Annotated in this window: 10 protein-coding genes; all 10 read left to right on the top strand. The window is 62.1% G+C overall.

What is annotated here, in order from left to right; all coding sequences use genetic code 11:
• Positions 1–93, top strand: a 93-nt coding sequence (locus BCO18175_RS40070; protein WP_133246935.1) for a 4Fe-4S dicluster domain-containing protein, incomplete at its 5' end; no start/stop codon positions are given.
• Positions 94–141: 48 nt separating this feature from the next.
• Positions 142–1,335: a beta-ketothiolase BktB gene (bktB, locus tag BCO18175_RS40065; RefSeq protein ID WP_174989285.1), complete on the top strand. Its 1,194-nt coding sequence runs from the start codon at positions 142–144 to the stop codon at positions 1,333–1,335.
• Between the two features lie 38 nt (positions 1,336–1,373).
• Positions 1,374–2,228 (top strand): 3-hydroxybutyryl-CoA dehydrogenase, encoded by an 855-nt coding sequence (locus BCO18175_RS40060; protein WP_174989283.1) that lies wholly within the window; start codon positions 1,374–1,376, stop codon positions 2,226–2,228.
• 638 nt (positions 2,229–2,866) lie between these two features.
• Positions 2,867–11,722, top strand: coding sequence for a two-partner secretion domain-containing protein (locus tag BCO18175_RS40055; RefSeq protein ID WP_254608254.1), 8,856 nt, complete (start codon positions 2,867–2,869; stop codon positions 11,720–11,722).
• Positions 11,723–11,728: 6 nt separating this feature from the next.
• Positions 11,729–12,022: a hypothetical protein gene (locus tag BCO18175_RS40050; RefSeq protein WP_174989281.1), complete on the top strand. Its 294-nt coding sequence runs from the start codon at positions 11,729–11,731 to the stop codon at positions 12,020–12,022.
• 291 nt (positions 12,023–12,313) lie between these two features.
• Complete coding sequence (locus BCO18175_RS40045; protein ID WP_174989279.1) at positions 12,314–13,156, top strand: hypothetical protein; 843 nt, start codon at positions 12,314–12,316, stop codon at positions 13,154–13,156.
• An 80-nt stretch (positions 13,157–13,236) separates the two neighbouring features.
• Positions 13,237–15,240 (top strand): two-partner secretion domain-containing protein, encoded by a 2,004-nt coding sequence (locus BCO18175_RS40040; RefSeq protein ID WP_174989289.1) that lies wholly within the window; start codon positions 13,237–13,239, stop codon positions 15,238–15,240.
• Between the two features lie 3 nt (positions 15,241–15,243).
• Positions 15,244–15,384 carry a hypothetical protein gene (locus tag BCO18175_RS40035; RefSeq protein ID WP_174989277.1) on the top strand — a complete coding sequence of 47 codons (141 nt, stop codon included), beginning with the start codon at positions 15,244–15,246 and terminating at the stop codon, positions 15,382–15,384.
• A 62-nt stretch (positions 15,385–15,446) separates the two neighbouring features.
• Positions 15,447–17,180, top strand: coding sequence for a ShlB/FhaC/HecB family hemolysin secretion/activation protein (locus BCO18175_RS40030; protein WP_174989287.1), 1,734 nt, complete (start codon positions 15,447–15,449; stop codon positions 17,178–17,180).
• Between the two features lie 84 nt (positions 17,181–17,264).
• The gene (locus BCO18175_RS40025) at positions 17,265–18,053 is read left to right on the top strand and encodes a peptidyl-prolyl cis-trans isomerase (protein WP_174989275.1); all 789 of its coding nucleotides are present in this window, start codon (positions 17,265–17,267) and stop codon (positions 18,051–18,053) included.
• Positions 18,054–18,065: the final 12 nt, after the last annotated feature.

Genomic DNA, 18,065 nt, shown 5'->3' with positions numbered 1-18,065 from the left:
CACTGCAAGACCTGCGACATCAAGGACCCGACGCAGAACATCGTGTGGGTCACGCCGGAAGGCGGCGGCGGGCCGAATTACCCGAACATGTAACGCAACGTATCCCCGCGCCTGCGGGCGCGAACGAACCGGAGTGAGACGATGAGCAATGCAGCGAAAGAAGTCGTGGTGGTGAGCGGTGTCCGTACCGCGATCGGTGATTTCGGCGGCAGCCTGAAGGATTTCTCGCCGACCGACCTCGGTGCGAAGGTGGTCGCCGAAGTGCTGTCGCGTGCGAACGTGCCGGGCGATGCGGTCGGGCATGTCGTGTTCGGCCACGTCGTGAATACCGAACCGAAGGACATGTACCTCGCGCGCGTCGCGGCGATCAATGGCGGCGTGGCACAGCACACGCCCGCGCTGACCGTGAACCGCCTGTGCGGTTCGGGCCTGCAGGCGATCGTGTCGGCCGCGCAGACGATCATGCTCGGCGATGCCGACGTCGCGATCGGCGGCGGCTCGGAAAGCATGAGCCGCGCACCGTACACCGTGCCGGCCGCGCGCTTCGGCCAGCGCATGGGTGACGGCAAGCTCGTCGACATGATGCTCGGCGCGCTGCACGACCCGTTCCAGACGATCCACATGGGCGTGACGGCAGAGAACGTCGCGGCGAAGTACGGCATCTCGCGCGACGCGCAGGATGCGCTGGCGCTCGAATCGCATCGTCGCGCGGCGCGCGCGATCGCGGAAGGGCGCTTCAAGGACCAGATCCTGCCGATCTCGATCCGCTCGAAGAAGGGCGAGGTCGCGTTCGACACCGACGAGCACGTGCGTCAGGACGCAAGCGCGGACGATTTCACGAAGCTGCGCCCGGTGTTCGCGAAGGAGAACGGCACCGTGACGGCCGGCAACGCCTCGGGCATCAACGATGCGGCCGCGGCCGTGCTGATGATGAGCGCGGACGCCGCGCGCGCGCAGGGCGTGAAGCCGCTTGCACGCCTCGTCGCATATGCGCACGCGGGTGTCGATCCGGCGTACATGGGCATCGGCCCCGTGCCGGCCACGCAGAAGGCGCTCGAACGCGCGGGCCTGAAGATCAGCGATCTCGACGTGATCGAGGCGAACGAGGCGTTCGCGGCCCAGGCGTGCGCGGTCACGCAGGAGCTCGGTCTCGATCCGGCGAAGGTCAACCCGAACGGCTCGGGCATCTCGCTCGGTCACCCGATCGGCGCGACCGGTGCATTGATCACGGTCAAGGCGCTGTACGAACTGAAGCGCATCGGCGGGCGTTACGCGCTCGTGACGATGTGTATCGGCGGCGGCCAGGGGATTGCGGCGATCTTCGAGAACATCTGATAATCGAACGCTCAGCACCCGAACACACAGGAAATTTCATGGCCATCGAAATTGTCGGCGTCGTGGGCGCCGGAACCATGGGCAACGGCATTGCGCAGACCGCCGCCGTTGCGGGACTCAACGTCGTGATGATCGACGTCAGCGATGCGGCGCTCGAGAAGGGTATCGCGACGCTGAAGGGCAGCCTCGAGCGGCTCGTGTCGAAGGACAAGCTCGACGCAGCCACGCGCGATGCGGCGCTGGCGCGCATCACGACGTCGACCGACTACGCGAAGCTCGCAGCGGCCGATATCGTGATCGAAGCCGCGACCGAGAACGTCGAGCTGAAGGGCCGCATCCTGAAGCAGATCGAGGCCGTCGCGCGGCCCGAAGCGATCATCGCGACCAACACGTCGTCGATCTCGATCACCGCGCTCGCGGCGCCGCTCGCCGATCCGTCGCGCTTCGTCGGCATGCACTTCTTCAATCCGGTGCCGCTGATGCCGCTCGTCGAGATCATCCGCGGGCTGCAGACGAGCGACGCGACCGCATCGGCGGTGCGCGAGCTGACCGAGCGTTTCGACAAGTCGCCGATCGGCGTGCGCAATTCGCCGGGCTTCGTCGTGAACCGGATTCTCGTGCCGATGATCAACGAGGCGTTCTTCGTGCTGGCTGAAGGCATCGCGTCGGCCGAGGAGATCGACGCGGGGATGAAGCTCGGTGCGAACCACCCGATCGGGCCGCTCGCGCTGGCCGACCTCGTGGGCCTCGACGTGTGCCTCGCGGTGATGGACGTGTTCGTGAAGGACTTCGGCGATCCGAAGTATCGCGCGTGCCCGCTGCTGCGCGAGATGGTGACGGCTGGTCGGCTCGGGCGGAAGACCGGGCGTGGGGTGTACGACTACAGCAAGTAAGCAGAGGACTGGAAAGTCTTCAACGCGGATGGCGAGTCGTGCCGGATGGCGTAGGTCATCCGGTGCGGTTCGCCATCCGCGTTTTTCATTTGGAGCGGGTGGCGGGGCCTCACGTTTTCTGATGCCGGGTCATCCCGCGTTGTTTTTCCGGTTTCTCAGGCGCCCGTTGTTTGCGAAACGAGACAGGTGCATGGGTTGATTCAGGTTTGTTATCTGGATCGCGTTTGCACCTCATTTCAAATTCAATGGGTGGAATGCCGTCTCGATTGATGCGTGGCGGTTATTTATCCGGGGCGTAATATCTTTAAATTATCGATTGCGTTTAAATATTTTCGCAGGCGGAGTGTTTGTGATGTCACTCGGCGAATCCTGCCGATTCGAGCGATGAAGGCCTTGAGGGAGAGGTATGCGTTCGCCCCGGCATGTTCACAGGCTGTCGTCACAGGGCTAAATCGGAACGGCGAGAATTGAAAAATCGATTTTCCGATCGATGTTTTTTCAATTGAAAATAAAAATATTTAATATGAAAGATATTCGTAATATTCGATGATTCGTCGATTGCGCGTCATGACAATTCTTAACTATCTCTCATTTGTGCCTGTGCAATTATTTGCCGCAAATACAGAGAGAGACCAATCATGCGCCGCGTCATGCGCGAAATCGGGAAACGGCACGCTCAACGGGAAGCGGCCAAATCGGGGAGTATTGCCAGCCATATTTCGCTGACCCGCGAGGCGCCGGCGCTTTGGGTCAAGGCGACCGCCTGGGTGATGACGGTCGTCATGTATTTCAGTCCGGCCGTGCTGCTCATGGAGCAAACCGCGCATGCCGCACCGATCGTCGATCCGCGAGCGCCGATCCCGTTCCAGCCGTCCGTCACGCAAACCAGCGCAGGCGTACCTGCCATCAATATCCCCGGTGCCAACGCAAACGGGATCAGCGTTGGGCAATACCAGTCGTTCGACATCGATTCACGAGGCTTGGTGCTCAATAACAGCACCGTGGCCGGGACGCCTCTGCTCGGCGGTACGCTCGGCGCCAACCCGAACCTGAACGGCCGGCCGGCGACGACCATCATCAACCAGGTCACGTCCAACAACATCGCGACGCTGAATGGGCCGCTCGAGGTTTTCGGCTCGCCGGCGGCCGTTATCGTGGCGGCGCCAGGCGGTATCTCCGTGAACGGCATGGCGTTGACGAACGTACCCGGCCTCACGCTGACGACGGGTACACCGCAGTTCCTGACTGGTGTTGGAGGTAACTCGACCGATTTCGCGCATGCGGGCGCGGTGGCGTTCGACGTTCGGTCGGGCAACATCTCGATCGACGGCCCCGCAGGCGTGAACGGGCCCGGCGCCGGGATCGAAGGTACGGTCGGGAATATCGATCTGATTGGCCAAAGCATCAACATCAACGCGCCGCTGCGCGCGGATCAGCGCGTCAACGTGGTGACGGGTAACCAGCTCGTTACGCCGACGTCCGGCGCGAGCGGCATCGCTTACGGTACGTCGACCAACGGCGTGACGAATACCGCCGCTGCGATCGGCAAGACCGTGGCGGTCGATGCGAATCAGTATGGCTCGGTGACGAGCGGCACCGTCTATATCGTATCGACTGCGGCCGGCATGGGCGTGAACACCCAGGGCCCGTTGTCGGCTACGGCCGGTAACGTAATCGTCAACGCGAACGGCGACGTGTCGGTCGGTCAAACGTTTGCCAATCAGAACGTCAACCTGACGAGCGCAGGCAATACGACGATCAGCGGCACCGGGCTTGCGAACCAGAACTACACGGTCAATGCGAACGGCGATATCAACGCGCCGGGTTCGGTGTCCGCAGGGCAGAACCTCGCGATGACCGCGGGCGGCAATCTGAATGCCGCGTCTGTCGCGGCGAACGGCGCGGCGAATCTGACGGCCGGCCAGTCAATGTCGATCGGTTCTCTCTCGGCACATGACGTTGCGTTGCAGGCGACGAACGGCAACCTGACCGTCGGTGGCTTGAGCGCACCTGGTGCGATTTCGGCCAAGGCGGGACAAGACTTGACCGTCAACGGTGCAGTACAGGGGGGCAGCACGGTCGCCCTGACTGGTGGGCGAAATGCGACGGTCAATGGCGCTGTATCGGGCGTCGACGACACGTCGATTACTGCGTCGACGGGCTCGGCGCAAATCAATGGCAACGCAGTCAGCAATGCGGCGCTGTCGGTCGCGGCCGGCCAGAGCGCTGTAGTAAGCGGTAAGGCATCTGCGCAAGGGCCGCTCACGATCACGGCAACCGCCGGTGACGCGACCATTTCAGGGACCGCTGTGACGCCCGGCGCGCTGACGGTGAAATCCGGTGGCACGACGACGCTCGGTGGCCAGACGCAGGCGGCGACGGCGAACGTGTCAGGCGGTAGTGTGGCGGTCAATGGCGCGCTGACGACGTCGAGTGACGCGACGCTCGCGGCCTCCAGCGGCAACCTGACGGGCACGGGTGCGATCGGCACGACGCAGGGCAACGTGAAGCTGTCCGCGAGCCAGAACATCGACTACAGCGGTGCCGTGCAAAGCGGCGGTGCGGTCTCGGCGACAGCGGGGCAGGACGCGACGTTGGCGAACGTGTCGGCACCGGGCGCGATCACGATTCAGGCGGGCCGCGACGCAACCGAAACGGGCAATCTGGTCGGCGGCAGCACGGTGCAAATGACGGCCGGGCGCAATGCTACGGTCGCCGGTTCGGTTGCGTCGGTCGGTGACGCTTCGATCAACGCGCAATCCGGTTCGGCGTTGGTGAATGGCAATGCGCAGTCGAATGGCGCACTGACGATCTTGGCCGGCCAGAACGCAGCGATCGGCGGTGCCGCGCAGGCGCAGGGGGCGGTGTCGATCACGGCGCAAAGTGGCGCGATTTCGGGGCAGGGCAACGTCACGTCATCGCAGGGCGCCGTCAACTTGAATGCCGGGCAAGCGATTGACCTGAATGGCGCGGTGCAAAGTGGCAGCACGATCGATGCGACGGCCGGCACCAACGCCAGTTTCGGTGGGACCGTGAGCGCACCTGGCGCGGTGTCGATTCAGGCAGCGCAGAACTCCACCTTGGGTGGAAACGTCACAAGCGGCGGAAACCTGAGTGTGACCTCGGGCGGTAGTACGCAGATGAATGGCAGCGCCGCGTCGGTCGGCAACATGACGCTCGCGGCGAATGGTGGCACCCTGACCACGACGGGCAACGTGGTGTCGATGGGCGCCTTGAGCGCGACGGGGCAGCAAGGTGTGAACCTGGGCGGTACCGTCTACGGTGGTGGCAATACGTCGATCGGATCGAGTGCAGGCAGTGTCTCGGTCGCTGGGACGGTTTCGACACCCGCCGCGCTGAACATCAATGCAGGACAGGACGCGACCATTGCCGGTACCGTGCAGAGCGGCCAGAGCACAACGGTTGCGGTGGGCCGCGATGCGAATCTGAATGGCGGCCTGTCGGTCAGCAATGCCGGTAACGCGAGTGTGACGGCAGGCCGAGACGTGAACGGCACGGGTTCGATCAGCGTCGCGAACGACACGACACTGAAGGCCGGTAACAACATCAATGTCTCAGGGGCCATTCAAACCGGCAACAACCTGTCGGCGACGGCGACCAACAACTTGTCGGTCGGGGCGACGACTGCCGTGGGTACCAGCACGCTGACCGCGACGAACGGCAGCGCGACGCTGGCGGGTGATGCGTTGTCGGGCGGGGCGACGACGATCGCGGCCGGTACGGACGTCAATACCCGAGGCAGCGTCAAGAGTCTTGGCGATCTGAGCATCAGCGCGAAGTCCGGCAACGTGACGGCTAGCGGTCCCGTGTCCACAGCGGGTAACACGACACTGAACGCAGGTCAGAACCTGTCGCTGAACGGGCAGACGACGGCATCGAAGGATGCGACGCTGACCGCGACGAACATCACGACGCAGGGCGTGGCAGTCGGTGGCAACCTGACGGCCACGGCAACGAACAACCTCGATACCTCCGCCGGCCAGCTCAACGCACAGTTCGACGCAAGCGCGCCGGCGCTGTCGGTGAATGGCAACGCCACGCTGAAAGGCGCGAATGTCACGACCGCGAACGCAGTGGTCGGTGGCTCGACGCAAATCACGGCATCGCAGAACCTGACGACGGGCGGCACCGCAGCGTTCAAGGGCGACGCGAGCTTGAGCGGCAACACGATGACGAACGTCGGCACGCAGATGGCGGGCGGCAATCTGAACGTGTCGGGTTACAACGTCACGAACACGGGGAGCCTGTCGTCGCTGAAAACCGTAACTGTCAACGCGACGAATCTGAACAATAGCGGTTCGATCTACGGCCCGACCGCGAATTTCAACGTCGGCAACGCGACGACCAACTCGGGTTCGTTGCTCGCGACGAACGCACTGAATCTGACAACCAGCAGCTTGAGCAACTCCGGGCTGATCTTCGCCGGCGATGTCCAAAACCCGACGACCGCGACCGGCAACACCACGGTCACGGTCACTGGCGGCAATGGTTCATTCAACAATGCCGCAGGCAAGATCCTCGCTCAGAACATCGCGACGCTGAATCTGCCGAACCAGACGCTTGATCCTTCGGCAGGGACCTTGGGGACGATCGACGGCACCAACGGCGTCAATCTGTCCGCGTTGTCGGTGAACAACTCGGGGACATGGACCTTGCCTGCGAGGGCTGTGACGGTCACAGCCGCGCAAGGCATCACGAACGCAGGAACGATCAATCAAGGCACGGGTTCGCTGACGCTGAACAGCGCCGTTGGCAACACCGGCACGATCAACGGCAACGACCTGACGATCAATGGCTCGCTTGCAAACCAGACAGGCGGCACGGTTTCGGCCAACGCCCTGACGCTGAACGGATCGGGAACGAACGCTGGCACGGTGGAGGCTGCCAATAAGCTGGCTATCTCGGGTACGAGCTATGACAATTCCGGTGGCGTCACGAAAGCCGGAAACAGCAACAGCCCGGCAGGTAGCGGCAATGCGACGATCAATCTTAGCGGCGATCTCGGTAATGCCGGTGGCACGCTGACGGCGACGAACGATCTGTCGATCACGGCCAACAACGTCAACAATTCCGCTGCCGCGACGGTCACGACGACTACGACCACGAAGACTGTCGACAACGCGGGGCTGTTGATGGCCACGCCGATCGGCACTGAAACGGTCTACGCGATCTATAACCTGGGCAAGGACGGCGGCACGCTGACGCTTTCGCAGGCAACGCTGCCGGCAACGCTCGGCGGACTCCTGTCGACTGGCGGTGAGCAGCCGACCAATTCGACGGTTTGGTCGACACAGGTCAATCGCATCACCTATCAGGGATGGGGGAATGCGTCGTCACCGGTTGCGACATCGGGTCCAGTTCAGTTCGCACTCGTCCCCACGAGCAATGCCCCCAACGGTGCCATCTGGGCGGTCCAGTCACCTTCGACACCGATTTCGGGCGCAACGTCGGTCCAGACCTTGGCCCTGCCGACCGTCACCGAAACCACCACCACGACTGGCGCGACCGTGACCTCCTCGGTCATTGCGGCTGGTCACGACCTCAACCTGACCGCCAACACGCTCAATAACCAGAGCGGCATCGTAAGCGCAGGCCATGATGCCAACGTGAACGTGCAGCAGCTCCAGAATGGCGGCTCGAGTTTCACATCGTCGGTGACCGACACGGTCGATGCCGCATCGCTGAATGCGTTCCTGACGTCGCTTCAGGCGTTGCAGAAATCCGGCCCGATTGGCGTGGCCGGCACGGCAAACCCGGATGGGACTTATCAGTGTGTTGGTGGGTACTGCCTGGTCGGCACACCCACACCGCCGGCTACCTACAAAATCAGCGCGCCGGGTACGGTGCCGCTGGAGACGACTACCAGGACCGCCACGACGCAGGGCGCTGTCGGGCAGATTCTGGCCGGTAACAACCTGAATCTGTCGGGTGGCAATCTGACCAATACCGGCACGCTCTCCGCCGGCAATGACGTCACGATTCAGGCGGCAAGCTTCACGAATCAGGGTTCGAATGTCGGGTCGAAGGCCGTGACAGCCGGCTGCGCGTTGGGGGTATCCAATGCCGGCTGCTCGAACCTGAAAACGACCAATTCGAACTCGGAAGCGTACAGCTACCAGCAGACCAACAGCAACGTCACGGCGGGTCATGACATCGTCATCGCTGCCAACCAGGTCAACAATACCTACGGCAATCTGGTCGCGAAGAACGATGTTGTGATCGGTGGCGCCGGCACGACCGCGACGACCTCGACGCAAGCTGCCAGCGTCACGAACACCTCGGCTGCGATCGAGGCGGGCAACAACGTGCAAATCAACGCGGCGAGCGTGACGAACACGATTGCCGCCCCGGCGACGGTTCACCAGAACTATGGATCAGCGACGCCCTTTACGGGTTGCGGCCAGAACTGTGAAGCGTATATCGAGGTGCAGTCGGCCCAGCCGTCGACGATTACGGCGAACAACAACCTGTCGATCACGGCGGGCGTGTTCAGCAACACCGGGAGCCTCGTCACGGCACTGAATACCGCGACGATCAATGCGACCCAAAGCGCATCGAGCGACAACCAGTACCTGCACGCATACTGGACCGGTGATCCGGTCGGCACGCGGACGTGGGGTTGCCTGGGCATGGCGTCGACCTGCCAAAACCTGTATGGTGGGGCGTTCAACCTTGGCGACGCGCAAGCGGTATCGGGCCTGCCGTCAAATGTCGGAATGTCCGATTTCGTGCCGGGCACGATTCAGGCCGGCAATCTGAGCGTCCATTCGCCGACGCTGAACAACACCGGTAACGTGATCGGTCAATCGATCACGCTGACCGGCTCGCAGCTCGTCAACGGGATCACGAACCCGAACGTATTTACTCCGCCTGCGGTCGTCTCGGGGCAGGTCATTTCGCTGGCACCGCCGACACTGCCGAGCTCGGTCGCGGATGCAGTGAACAATGCCGGACTGGTTACGGATCAAAACGGTCGTCCGACGTCGGTCACCGGCATGACGGGCCTGCCGGCCAATACACCTATCGGGGCGCAGACGGTCGGCCAGCCGGTCGCGCCGGTGGTCACGGTCACGACTCGTCCGGTGGGAGCGTCGCCCGGTTCGGCGTCGGCCCCCATCGCCGGTACGCCGCTTAGCGTCACGGTGAAGACGATTGCGGGTGAGACGACTACGGTCAGCTACCTGGTCAACAATCCGGCCGCGCAGGTGATCGATTCGCTCTCGTCGGCCTCGCTGATCGCGAATTTGCCCGCGAACCTGCAGCCGGGCAGCGTGCCGTTCTACTACGACCCGTACACCGAGAATCAGCTGATCGAGCGGGCTGCGTTGCAGGCGACCGGCAAGAGCAGCTTCTACAGCACGACGAGTGCGACCGACAGTACGGGCCAGGCATCGATCAACAATCAGGACAAGGCGGCGCTGTACGGCGCGGCGCTTGAGTATGCGGAGAAAAACAATGTGGCGCTCGGCACGAAGCTGAGCGATGCGCAGCTCGCGCAGATCAACGCGCCGATGCTCTGGTATGTCGAGCAGTCCGTGCCGGAGCCGGGATGCAGCACGACCGGTGGCGCAGCGTGCCCGACGGTGCAGGCGTTGATGCCCGAGGTGCTGCTACCGAAGAACTTTGCGGTGGTGAACGCTGATGGCGAAATCACGGGCACCAACGTCACGCTCAACTACGCCAACAGCATCCTGAACACCGGCACTGTCACGGCGCAGAACCTGACGGTCAACACGAATTCGCTGACCAACGAACAACGCTCGACGGATGTCGGGACGATTTATCAGAAAGGTCCGGATGGTGTTGCACTGGAGACCACGGGCACCGTGGCGCAGCAAGGCGGCTTCATGTCCGCCGCCAACTACGATCTGCAAGTACAAAGCCTGAACCAGATCGGCGGAGCGCTCCAGAAAGTCGGCGCGGACGGTGGTGTCGACACGGCTGGTACTCAAGCGATGCTGGCGAATCTGAAGGGGCAGCTCGGCGGCAACTTCACGCAACAGACCGTCACCGACCATCTCGATACCAAGGTCCTCGACTCAGACGCGTGGTACGACCAGCTTTTCATGACGGCAGTCATTACCGGCCTCTCGATCATGTCCGGGATGGCGGCGTCGGCAGCCGTTGGCGCGATTGCTTCGGCAAGCGCGGGGACGACCTTTGCAGCGGCAGTGCCCGCGACCACGACGACGGCGGCGATTGGCGCGGGTACGGCGAATCTTGCCTTGTCGGCCGGGTTCGCCGGCATGATGAACAGCACGATGAGCCAACTGAATTCCGGCGGCTCGTTCAGTGTTGGGAAGATGCTCGAGACTGGCGGTGTTGCAGGACTCACGGCGGGGCTGACGAACGGCATCACGTTCGATAACGGTAGCCTTGGCTGGTCGTGGAATGCCTCGCAGAACAGTCTGGCCGCGTTGGCGGGAGTGCAGTCGGTAGGTAACACACTTGTGCCGCAGGCTGGCGTAGCAACCGGCTCCCTGCCGACCGCGTTCACGGCACTTGCTGCCGAGACGGTACTTCAAGCAACTATTCAGACTGGGATTCAGGGCGGTAGCTTCCTGACGAACCTGCGCAATAGTGCAGTATCGAATGCAGGCGCGGTGGCGGCGCTCGGTATTGGTAATGCCCAAGATGGGCTGCTGAAAGATCTGGGGCCGGTGGCCGGAGAGGCAGCATATCTGGCCCTCCATGCAGCGTTGGGGTGTGCTTCTGGAGCGGCCACTGGGCAAGGGTGTGGTGGCGGGGCGATTGGCGGGGCGGCAAGTGCGGCGCTGTCGCCGCTGGCGCTGGGTGCGATTGATCCTACGCATGCACCGCTCGATCAGGGACAGTTGGCAGTTCTTGCAGCAGTTGCGACGTTCGCGGGTGGTGGTCTTGCCGGCCTCGCGGGCCAGAATGCGATGGCGGGCGCAACGGCGGCGCAGAACGAGGCGTTGAATAATACCGCCGAGCACTGGGAAAAGCCGGGGCAGCAGAACGAGGGCGAGAAGTTTGTAGTGAAGCCGACGCCGCAGGGGGCGCCGGTCGATCAGGCGCAGCAGGGTGGTGGCGGTGGAACGGACGCGGAGGCCGTAACGGTAGGGTCCTCTGCATCGGTTGCGGGGGCCGCTGGTGGTGGCACAAACAATGGGCAAATACCAGCGAGCTCATCGTTTGTTTGTCGCGGTGGAACCTGCCAATCTAGCAACTTTGCTAACGGCAGTGGGGTTACACAAAATGGTGACGGAACGCTCAATGGTGTATCTGTTCAAAGTAGTAACAATGGAACCGTGAAGACGTTATCGATACCGTTCAAGAATGGGCAGGTCGGCGTGACAACAGTGGGTGATATCGAGGCAGCGGGCGGGAAGATTGTCTATGACGGGACTACTTTCAACCCCAACCACGCAACGGTTAGTGGTTTGACGGCGCAACAACTGGAGAAGCTTTTTACACCGACCATTCCGAATCCAGCTAAGGTTGGAAAGTGAGCATCTATGTCTCGACCTGTTTTTTGTGTTGACTTCAACGAAATGGTTGACGCTGATACCGTGCTTCTATCAGGAGCGGATACCAAGATTGATGCATCGGGCGTAACCGTGCGCCTTCATGAAGGCATGCTTGTTAGCGTGTACATGAATGATCTAGACGAACACGGAAATGTTGATGATCTAGTTGCCAATGGCGTTGTGGTCAGAAATACCATCGATGGCTGGGGTTCGAATGTCAAGTGGTGTTGTCGAATCGACAGTGATGGCGTTCGAGCGCGATCGACAGTAGCAGCAGGATAGGCCGTATTGGGCTGCGCGAGTGGTGCGATTGGTGGGGCGACAAGTGCGGTGTTGTTGCCACTGACACTTGACATTATTGACCCGACGCACGCACCACTCGATCAGGGGCAGATCGAAGTCGTGGCAGCATTTTCGACGATCGAGGTTGAGTGGACGTGCCGGCCTCGCAGGTCAAATGCGATGGCTGTCGCGACGACTGCATAGAGCGAGGCGCTGAACAAAAAAAGCAGAGAATTGGGTGAAGTCAAACCCTATTCGCTCGCACGACAAAACCATACGTGATGGTGTGATATGAAAATAATCAATAGAATTACAATGATTAGTTATGCGATTTTTCTCAGCGCATGCGCATCGAAACCTCCGGCCGACTTCGATGCACAGAAGATGTCATCGATCAAGACGATCGCAGTCAACGTACCGAAGCCAACCACGTATTTCGCGGTCACCGCTGGCGGGCCAATAATCGTTCCGATTCCCGGCGTAGGACTACTGGCTGCTGCAGTTGGCGGAGCAATAGCTGGCGGAACGGCAGCGATATCGACCCGCACCAACAAGGATTTTGACAGCATCGTCAAGAGCGAGCTTGGCGACACCGGACTGAACCGCAAATACATTGATGCCCTTGAGGCCGAACTGCGGGCACAAGGCTACCAGGTGAAGGAAGTCGATCTTGAACAGGCTGGCATGCCAAAAATCTCAGGCGATTGGTTCCACCCGGTTTTGAAAGGGGCCGCTTATACCGGCGCGGATGCAATCATGATTGCGCCAATCATTACAGGATATGGTGCGAACGGATTGGGCTGGCCATATGTTCGATCGGTGAGCAGTCAAATTCGAATTTTTTCGGCTAGCACGTTCGACCCTATTTTCTCTCAGGGTGTTTTCCTCCCGCCTCCCGCTTATATAAGCCCTAAATCCAGCAGAGGCGGCAGTAAAAATGCGGATCTGAATTCCAGTCAGGATGCCAAGGAATCGATCCCGTATACCTACCCGTTTTACGCTGATCTTCTGAAAGATTTGCCTCATGCAATCCAGGGGATTGACGAAGCGCTCATGGGCTTTGTGCCGCAGTTTCGCGCTGCGTTGCTGGCAGGGAAGGGTGTGTCTCAATCAACGAGTGTCAGTCAAAAATAACCCGTCTCGGGAACGACATGATGAAAATCGATGACATCGAGCGGCTCACGCGTATTCAGCATCTTTTAGCATTGCTAGTTATGTCGTGTCCGGCCTGGCAGGGTGCTGCGCACGCCGCGACGATCGTTCCCGATGGCGGTACCGCGACATCTGTTTCGGTAGGCGCAAACGGTCGCCAAAACGTCAACATCGCCCCTGCCATCGGTGGCGTCTCCAACAACACCTACTCGTCCTTCAACGTCTCGAAAGCCGGAGCCGACCTCAACAACGTCGGCATCAACGCACGCACGATCGTCAATCAGGTCACGAGCACGAACCCGTCGCTGATTCAGGGAAACATCAACGTCCTCGGCCCGCGCGCGAACGTGATCCTGGCGAACCCGAACGGCATCACCGTTGATGGCGGGAGCTTCACGAACACGGGCCACGTCGTATTGTCGACCGGTCAGGTCAGCTTCAACGATCTGACGATCGCACCAGGCGTCATACAGCGCAACGTCTCGCTGACGACCAATCGAGGCGGCATCGCGATCGGCCCCGGCGGTCTGTCCGGCACGCTGGTCAACCTCGACCTGATCGCGAAGCAGCTCAGCATCAACGGTCCCGTCACCAACGATTTCACGAGTTCGACAAGCGGTATCCGCGCAATCGTCGGCGACAGCACCGCGAACTACGACACCAGCTTCTCGCCATCCGACAACGGCCACGACTGGCTGATCGGCACGACGTCTCCCGGCACGAAAAGCAACGCCGTCGCGGTCGACATCACGACAGCCGGCGGCCTGACCGCCGGTCGCGTCCAGTTGATCGTCACCGACCAGGGCGCAGGCGTACGCAGCCTCGGCAAGGTTTATGCGAACGCCGGTGACGTTGTCGTCGCGACGAACGGCGACATCACGATCGCGGATGGTTCCATGAAAGCGGAACGCGACGTCGCCTTGACGACACCCGGAAACGTGTCGCTGCGGGGCGCACAGATCACCGCTGCGAACAACACGACCGTTCAGGCCGCCAACATCGCCCTGACCGACGACGCCACCGGCCCGTCCACCCTGAACGCAGGCAACACGGTTACGCTAACGAGCAACGGTGCAATCACCAACACTGGCAGCCTGATTCAGGCGGGAGCGACGGCGAGCGACGGCACCACTACCGGTGGCGACGTGATCCTCAACGCCACCGGCGACATCACGAACCGGTCGAGCGCGAGCAACCTCGGGATCGTGTTTGCTGCAAACGGCCAGACGAAGCTGACGGCCGGCGGCAACATCATCAACGACAACGGCCGCATCCTGTCGAACGGCGCAGTGAGCCTCAACGCAGCCGGCGATGTGGAAAACACGATCGACCACACCAGCGGCACGAACGGCGGCCAGCCAACCGCCTATACCGATCGCGGCGGCAGCTTCCTGTTCTTCACGCACTCAACGAGCGGATTCAACGTCGACTACGGCACCGTCGGCAACCCGGACCAGCTCGCCTATATTGCCGCCGTACACGGCCCGGTGACGATCACGAGCCGCAACTTCACGAATTCCGGCGGGATCGTTCAATCGAATGACGGCGACGTCAACATCACCGCTCAAAACGCGTTCACCAATGCCGCGGTTTTCGCCGGTCAGGCGAGCTATACACGCAGCTGCTGGATCTTCTGCCACGCCGACGCATCGAGCAACGTCACGCCATACGGCGGCACGATCCAGGCGGGCGGCAACATCGGCATCAAGGCCGGCACGGTCGCCCGCAACGTCGGCGGCAATGTCTTCGCAACCGGCGACATCAAGGTCGACGCCCCCGTGACCTATGCGCAAGGCGTGACGGGCTACTCGGCCATCAACCAGCATCGTGGTTTCAAGGCGTTCTTCGGCAGCACGTGGGCGCAGATCATCGCGATGGACATCGGCGGCGGTTTCACCGCGAACGGCAACGTGATGCTGACCGGCGACGGTGTGATCGACGGCGGCTCGTTCAGCGGCGGGAAGGGCGTCACGGCGGCCGGTGGCATTACCACGGTGCGCGCACCATCGCGCACGCCTGTCCAGATCGACCAGCATCTCGGCCTGACGACGTGGTGGTGGCGATAACAGATGGACCATCAAACAAAAAATCGACTCGGGCTGGCGGTCGTCGCCTTTCTTGCTTTCGTGATCGTCATTGCTGCCTCGAAAGGCGGCGTCGCAAACACGGCCGCATCAACGCTCGGGCACCTGCACGCACAACCACGATGAAACCACGCGTATTCCCCCGACTGAAGCTGCCGCTGCTGGTCGCGAGCCTTGCTGCGCTCCCTATGGCCGCGCATGCGCAAACCCCGCCACCCGCGGGCCGGCCCGTTCAGGATCCGGCACAACTGATCATCGAGCAGCAGCGCGAGCAGGCGCGTCAACGTCAGCTCGAACAGCCGCCTGCGTCGATCACGGTCGCCCCGACGACGGAAACGACGCTCGACATCCCGCCCGACACGCCGGTCGATGCGATCAAGGAATCCGGGCCGACCTTCCCGGTCAACCGGATCGTGCTGCAAGCGCCGGACGGCAAGCCGTTCGTTCCGCCCGGCGGCATTTCGGACGCGAAGCTCGATGCCGTCGTCGCGCCTTTCGCGAACCACGATCTCGGCTCGCATCGCATCAACGTGATGCTGAAACGGTTGACGGACGTGTTCGTCGAGGCTGGGTTCGCGACGACGCGTGCGTTGCTCGGCCCGCAGAATCTGGCGACGGGCACGCTGACGGTCACGATTCAGGTCGGCCGGATCGCCGGCTTCAAGATCAACGGCGTGCCGATTCATCGACTGAAGCCGGGTGAGCGTTCGTCTGGTGGCGGCTGGTTCACGGACGCAGGCTACGAGAACGCGTTTCCGGCGGCGCCCGGCGATCCGCTGCGTCTGTCTGACATCGATCAGGGCGTCGCGCAGATCAACCGCATGCGTCGCAATCAGGCGACGATCCAGATTCTCCCGGGCCAGAGTCCGGGCGAATCGATCGTCGACATCGGCAACAAGCCGGGCGATCGCCTGTACTACACGCTGGGCGTCGACAACTACGGCAGCTCGGCGACCGGCGTGACGCGTTATCGCGCGGGCGTCGAGGCCGACAACCTGCTCGGCCTGCAGGAATCGCTGAGCGTGAATTTTCTCGACAGCCTCGACAGCAATGCGATCGTCGGCTCGTTCGCGGTGCCGTTCGGTCGCCATACGTTCAGCTACACGATTTCCGATTCGGAATACCAGCAACTGATCGGCACGACCGCACTCGAATACGGCCGCACGCTTTCGCACATCTTCGGCTGGAACTATCTGGTCAGCCGCACCGTAAGCGACATCACCAGTATCGATGCGACGGTGTCCTGGCGGCGCACCGACCGCGAGGTCAACGGGATCGACCTCGATCCGCAACGCGTCGCCGTGCTCCGCCTCGGCGGCAACTGGCTGCACAAGTTCGTGATGAACGACGCGCAGGGGAATTTCACGGTCAATGGCGGGGTGTCGCAGGGGCTGCCGTGGTTCGGCGCGAATCACGACGCGCACGGCATCACGCGTGATGAAGCGCACAGCCAGTTCACCAAGGTCGATGCGACTGCCGCATTCACGCTGCCGCTGCCGAAGGTCGGTCGTGCGCTGTTCGCATATCGGGGCGTGTTGAGCGGCCAATATACGAACATGGCGCTGTTCGGCTCGGAACAACTGTACCTCGGCGGCATGGACACCGTCCGCGGTTTCCGGTCGGGCGAGATCGCCGGAGATCGTGGCTTCTATTCGCGCAACGAACTCGCGTGGGTGAATGCGCCGGCCTGGAAGGACGGTCGAATCGAACCATATGTGTTTGTGGATGCGGGCAAAGCGAGTCTCGTCGCGATATCGGGCTTCCCGACACTCGCCGGCGCGGGTGCTGGGCTGCGCGCGCAATGGCAGTGGCGTAAGCAGTTCCTTTCGGGCGAGGTTCTGGTCGGCCGCGCGCTGACGCAGCCTGCTGCCCTCGGCCCGAAGGCGACGCTCGTGCTGGCCACGATGAACTGGAACTACTGATTGGTCGCACCCGTTCCTTCTTTGGAACGTGTGCATTTACGCAAACATGGATCTTGCGACTTCTTGATCAAAAGCGGGTAGACGATGAAAACCACACTGAGCCGCGCGCTGAACGCGCTTGCCATCGCCGGAGCACTGACCGGCCAGGTTCATGCACAGACAGCGGTGGCGCCCCAGGCGACCGGCACCGTGGCGACCGTGAACGGTACGGCGATCACGCAGGCGGAAGTCGACGCCGTCCTGCGTGCCACAAAGCAGCCGGACACGCCGCAAGCAAGACTGGCAATCAGGAACCAGCTGATTGCCCACGTGGTGATTCAACAGGCTGCGGAGAAAGCGAACTACGGGAACAAGCCGGAGGTTCAGGCAGCCATGCAGATCGCGAAAGCGAACGCCGAAACGCAGCTGTATCTCCGGGACAACATCAAACCCGAGCCGGTGACGGATACGCAGGTCAAGTCGCGCTACGACGAGATCGTCGCGTCGCTCGGCAAGGACGAGTACAAGCCGCGCGTGATCGTCGTCCGTGATGCGGCGACGGCGGCGACCGTTGTGAGCGAGCTGAAATCGGGTAAATCGTTTGACGCGCTGGCTCGCCAGTACAGCATCGCGCCAAGCCGCGATGCCGGTGGGGAACTGCCATGGGTGAGCTTCAAGGCGCCGGCAACGGAGGGCAGGACGTCAGGGTTGCCGGTCGGGATTGCACAAGCGCTCGAGAAACTGCCGGTCGGCGCCGTTACGCCCGAATCGGTGGCCGTCGACGGTGCACGCGCGATCGTGAAGCTCGATGCCAAGCGACCGACGCAGGAGAGGTGGCCTCGCAAAATCGGACAGCCAGATAAGTGGAACGGCCGGGGCCTGAGCCAGCGATAATGCCGGCAAAGG

Origin of the sequence: Burkholderia lata (assembly GCF_902499335.1) — a bacterium.
Taxonomy (GTDB): Bacteria; Pseudomonadota; Gammaproteobacteria; order Burkholderiales; family Burkholderiaceae; genus Burkholderia; species Burkholderia lata_B.
The sequence above is the reverse complement of the archived record's forward strand: the minus strand, read 5'-3'. Positions and strand labels throughout refer to the sequence as shown.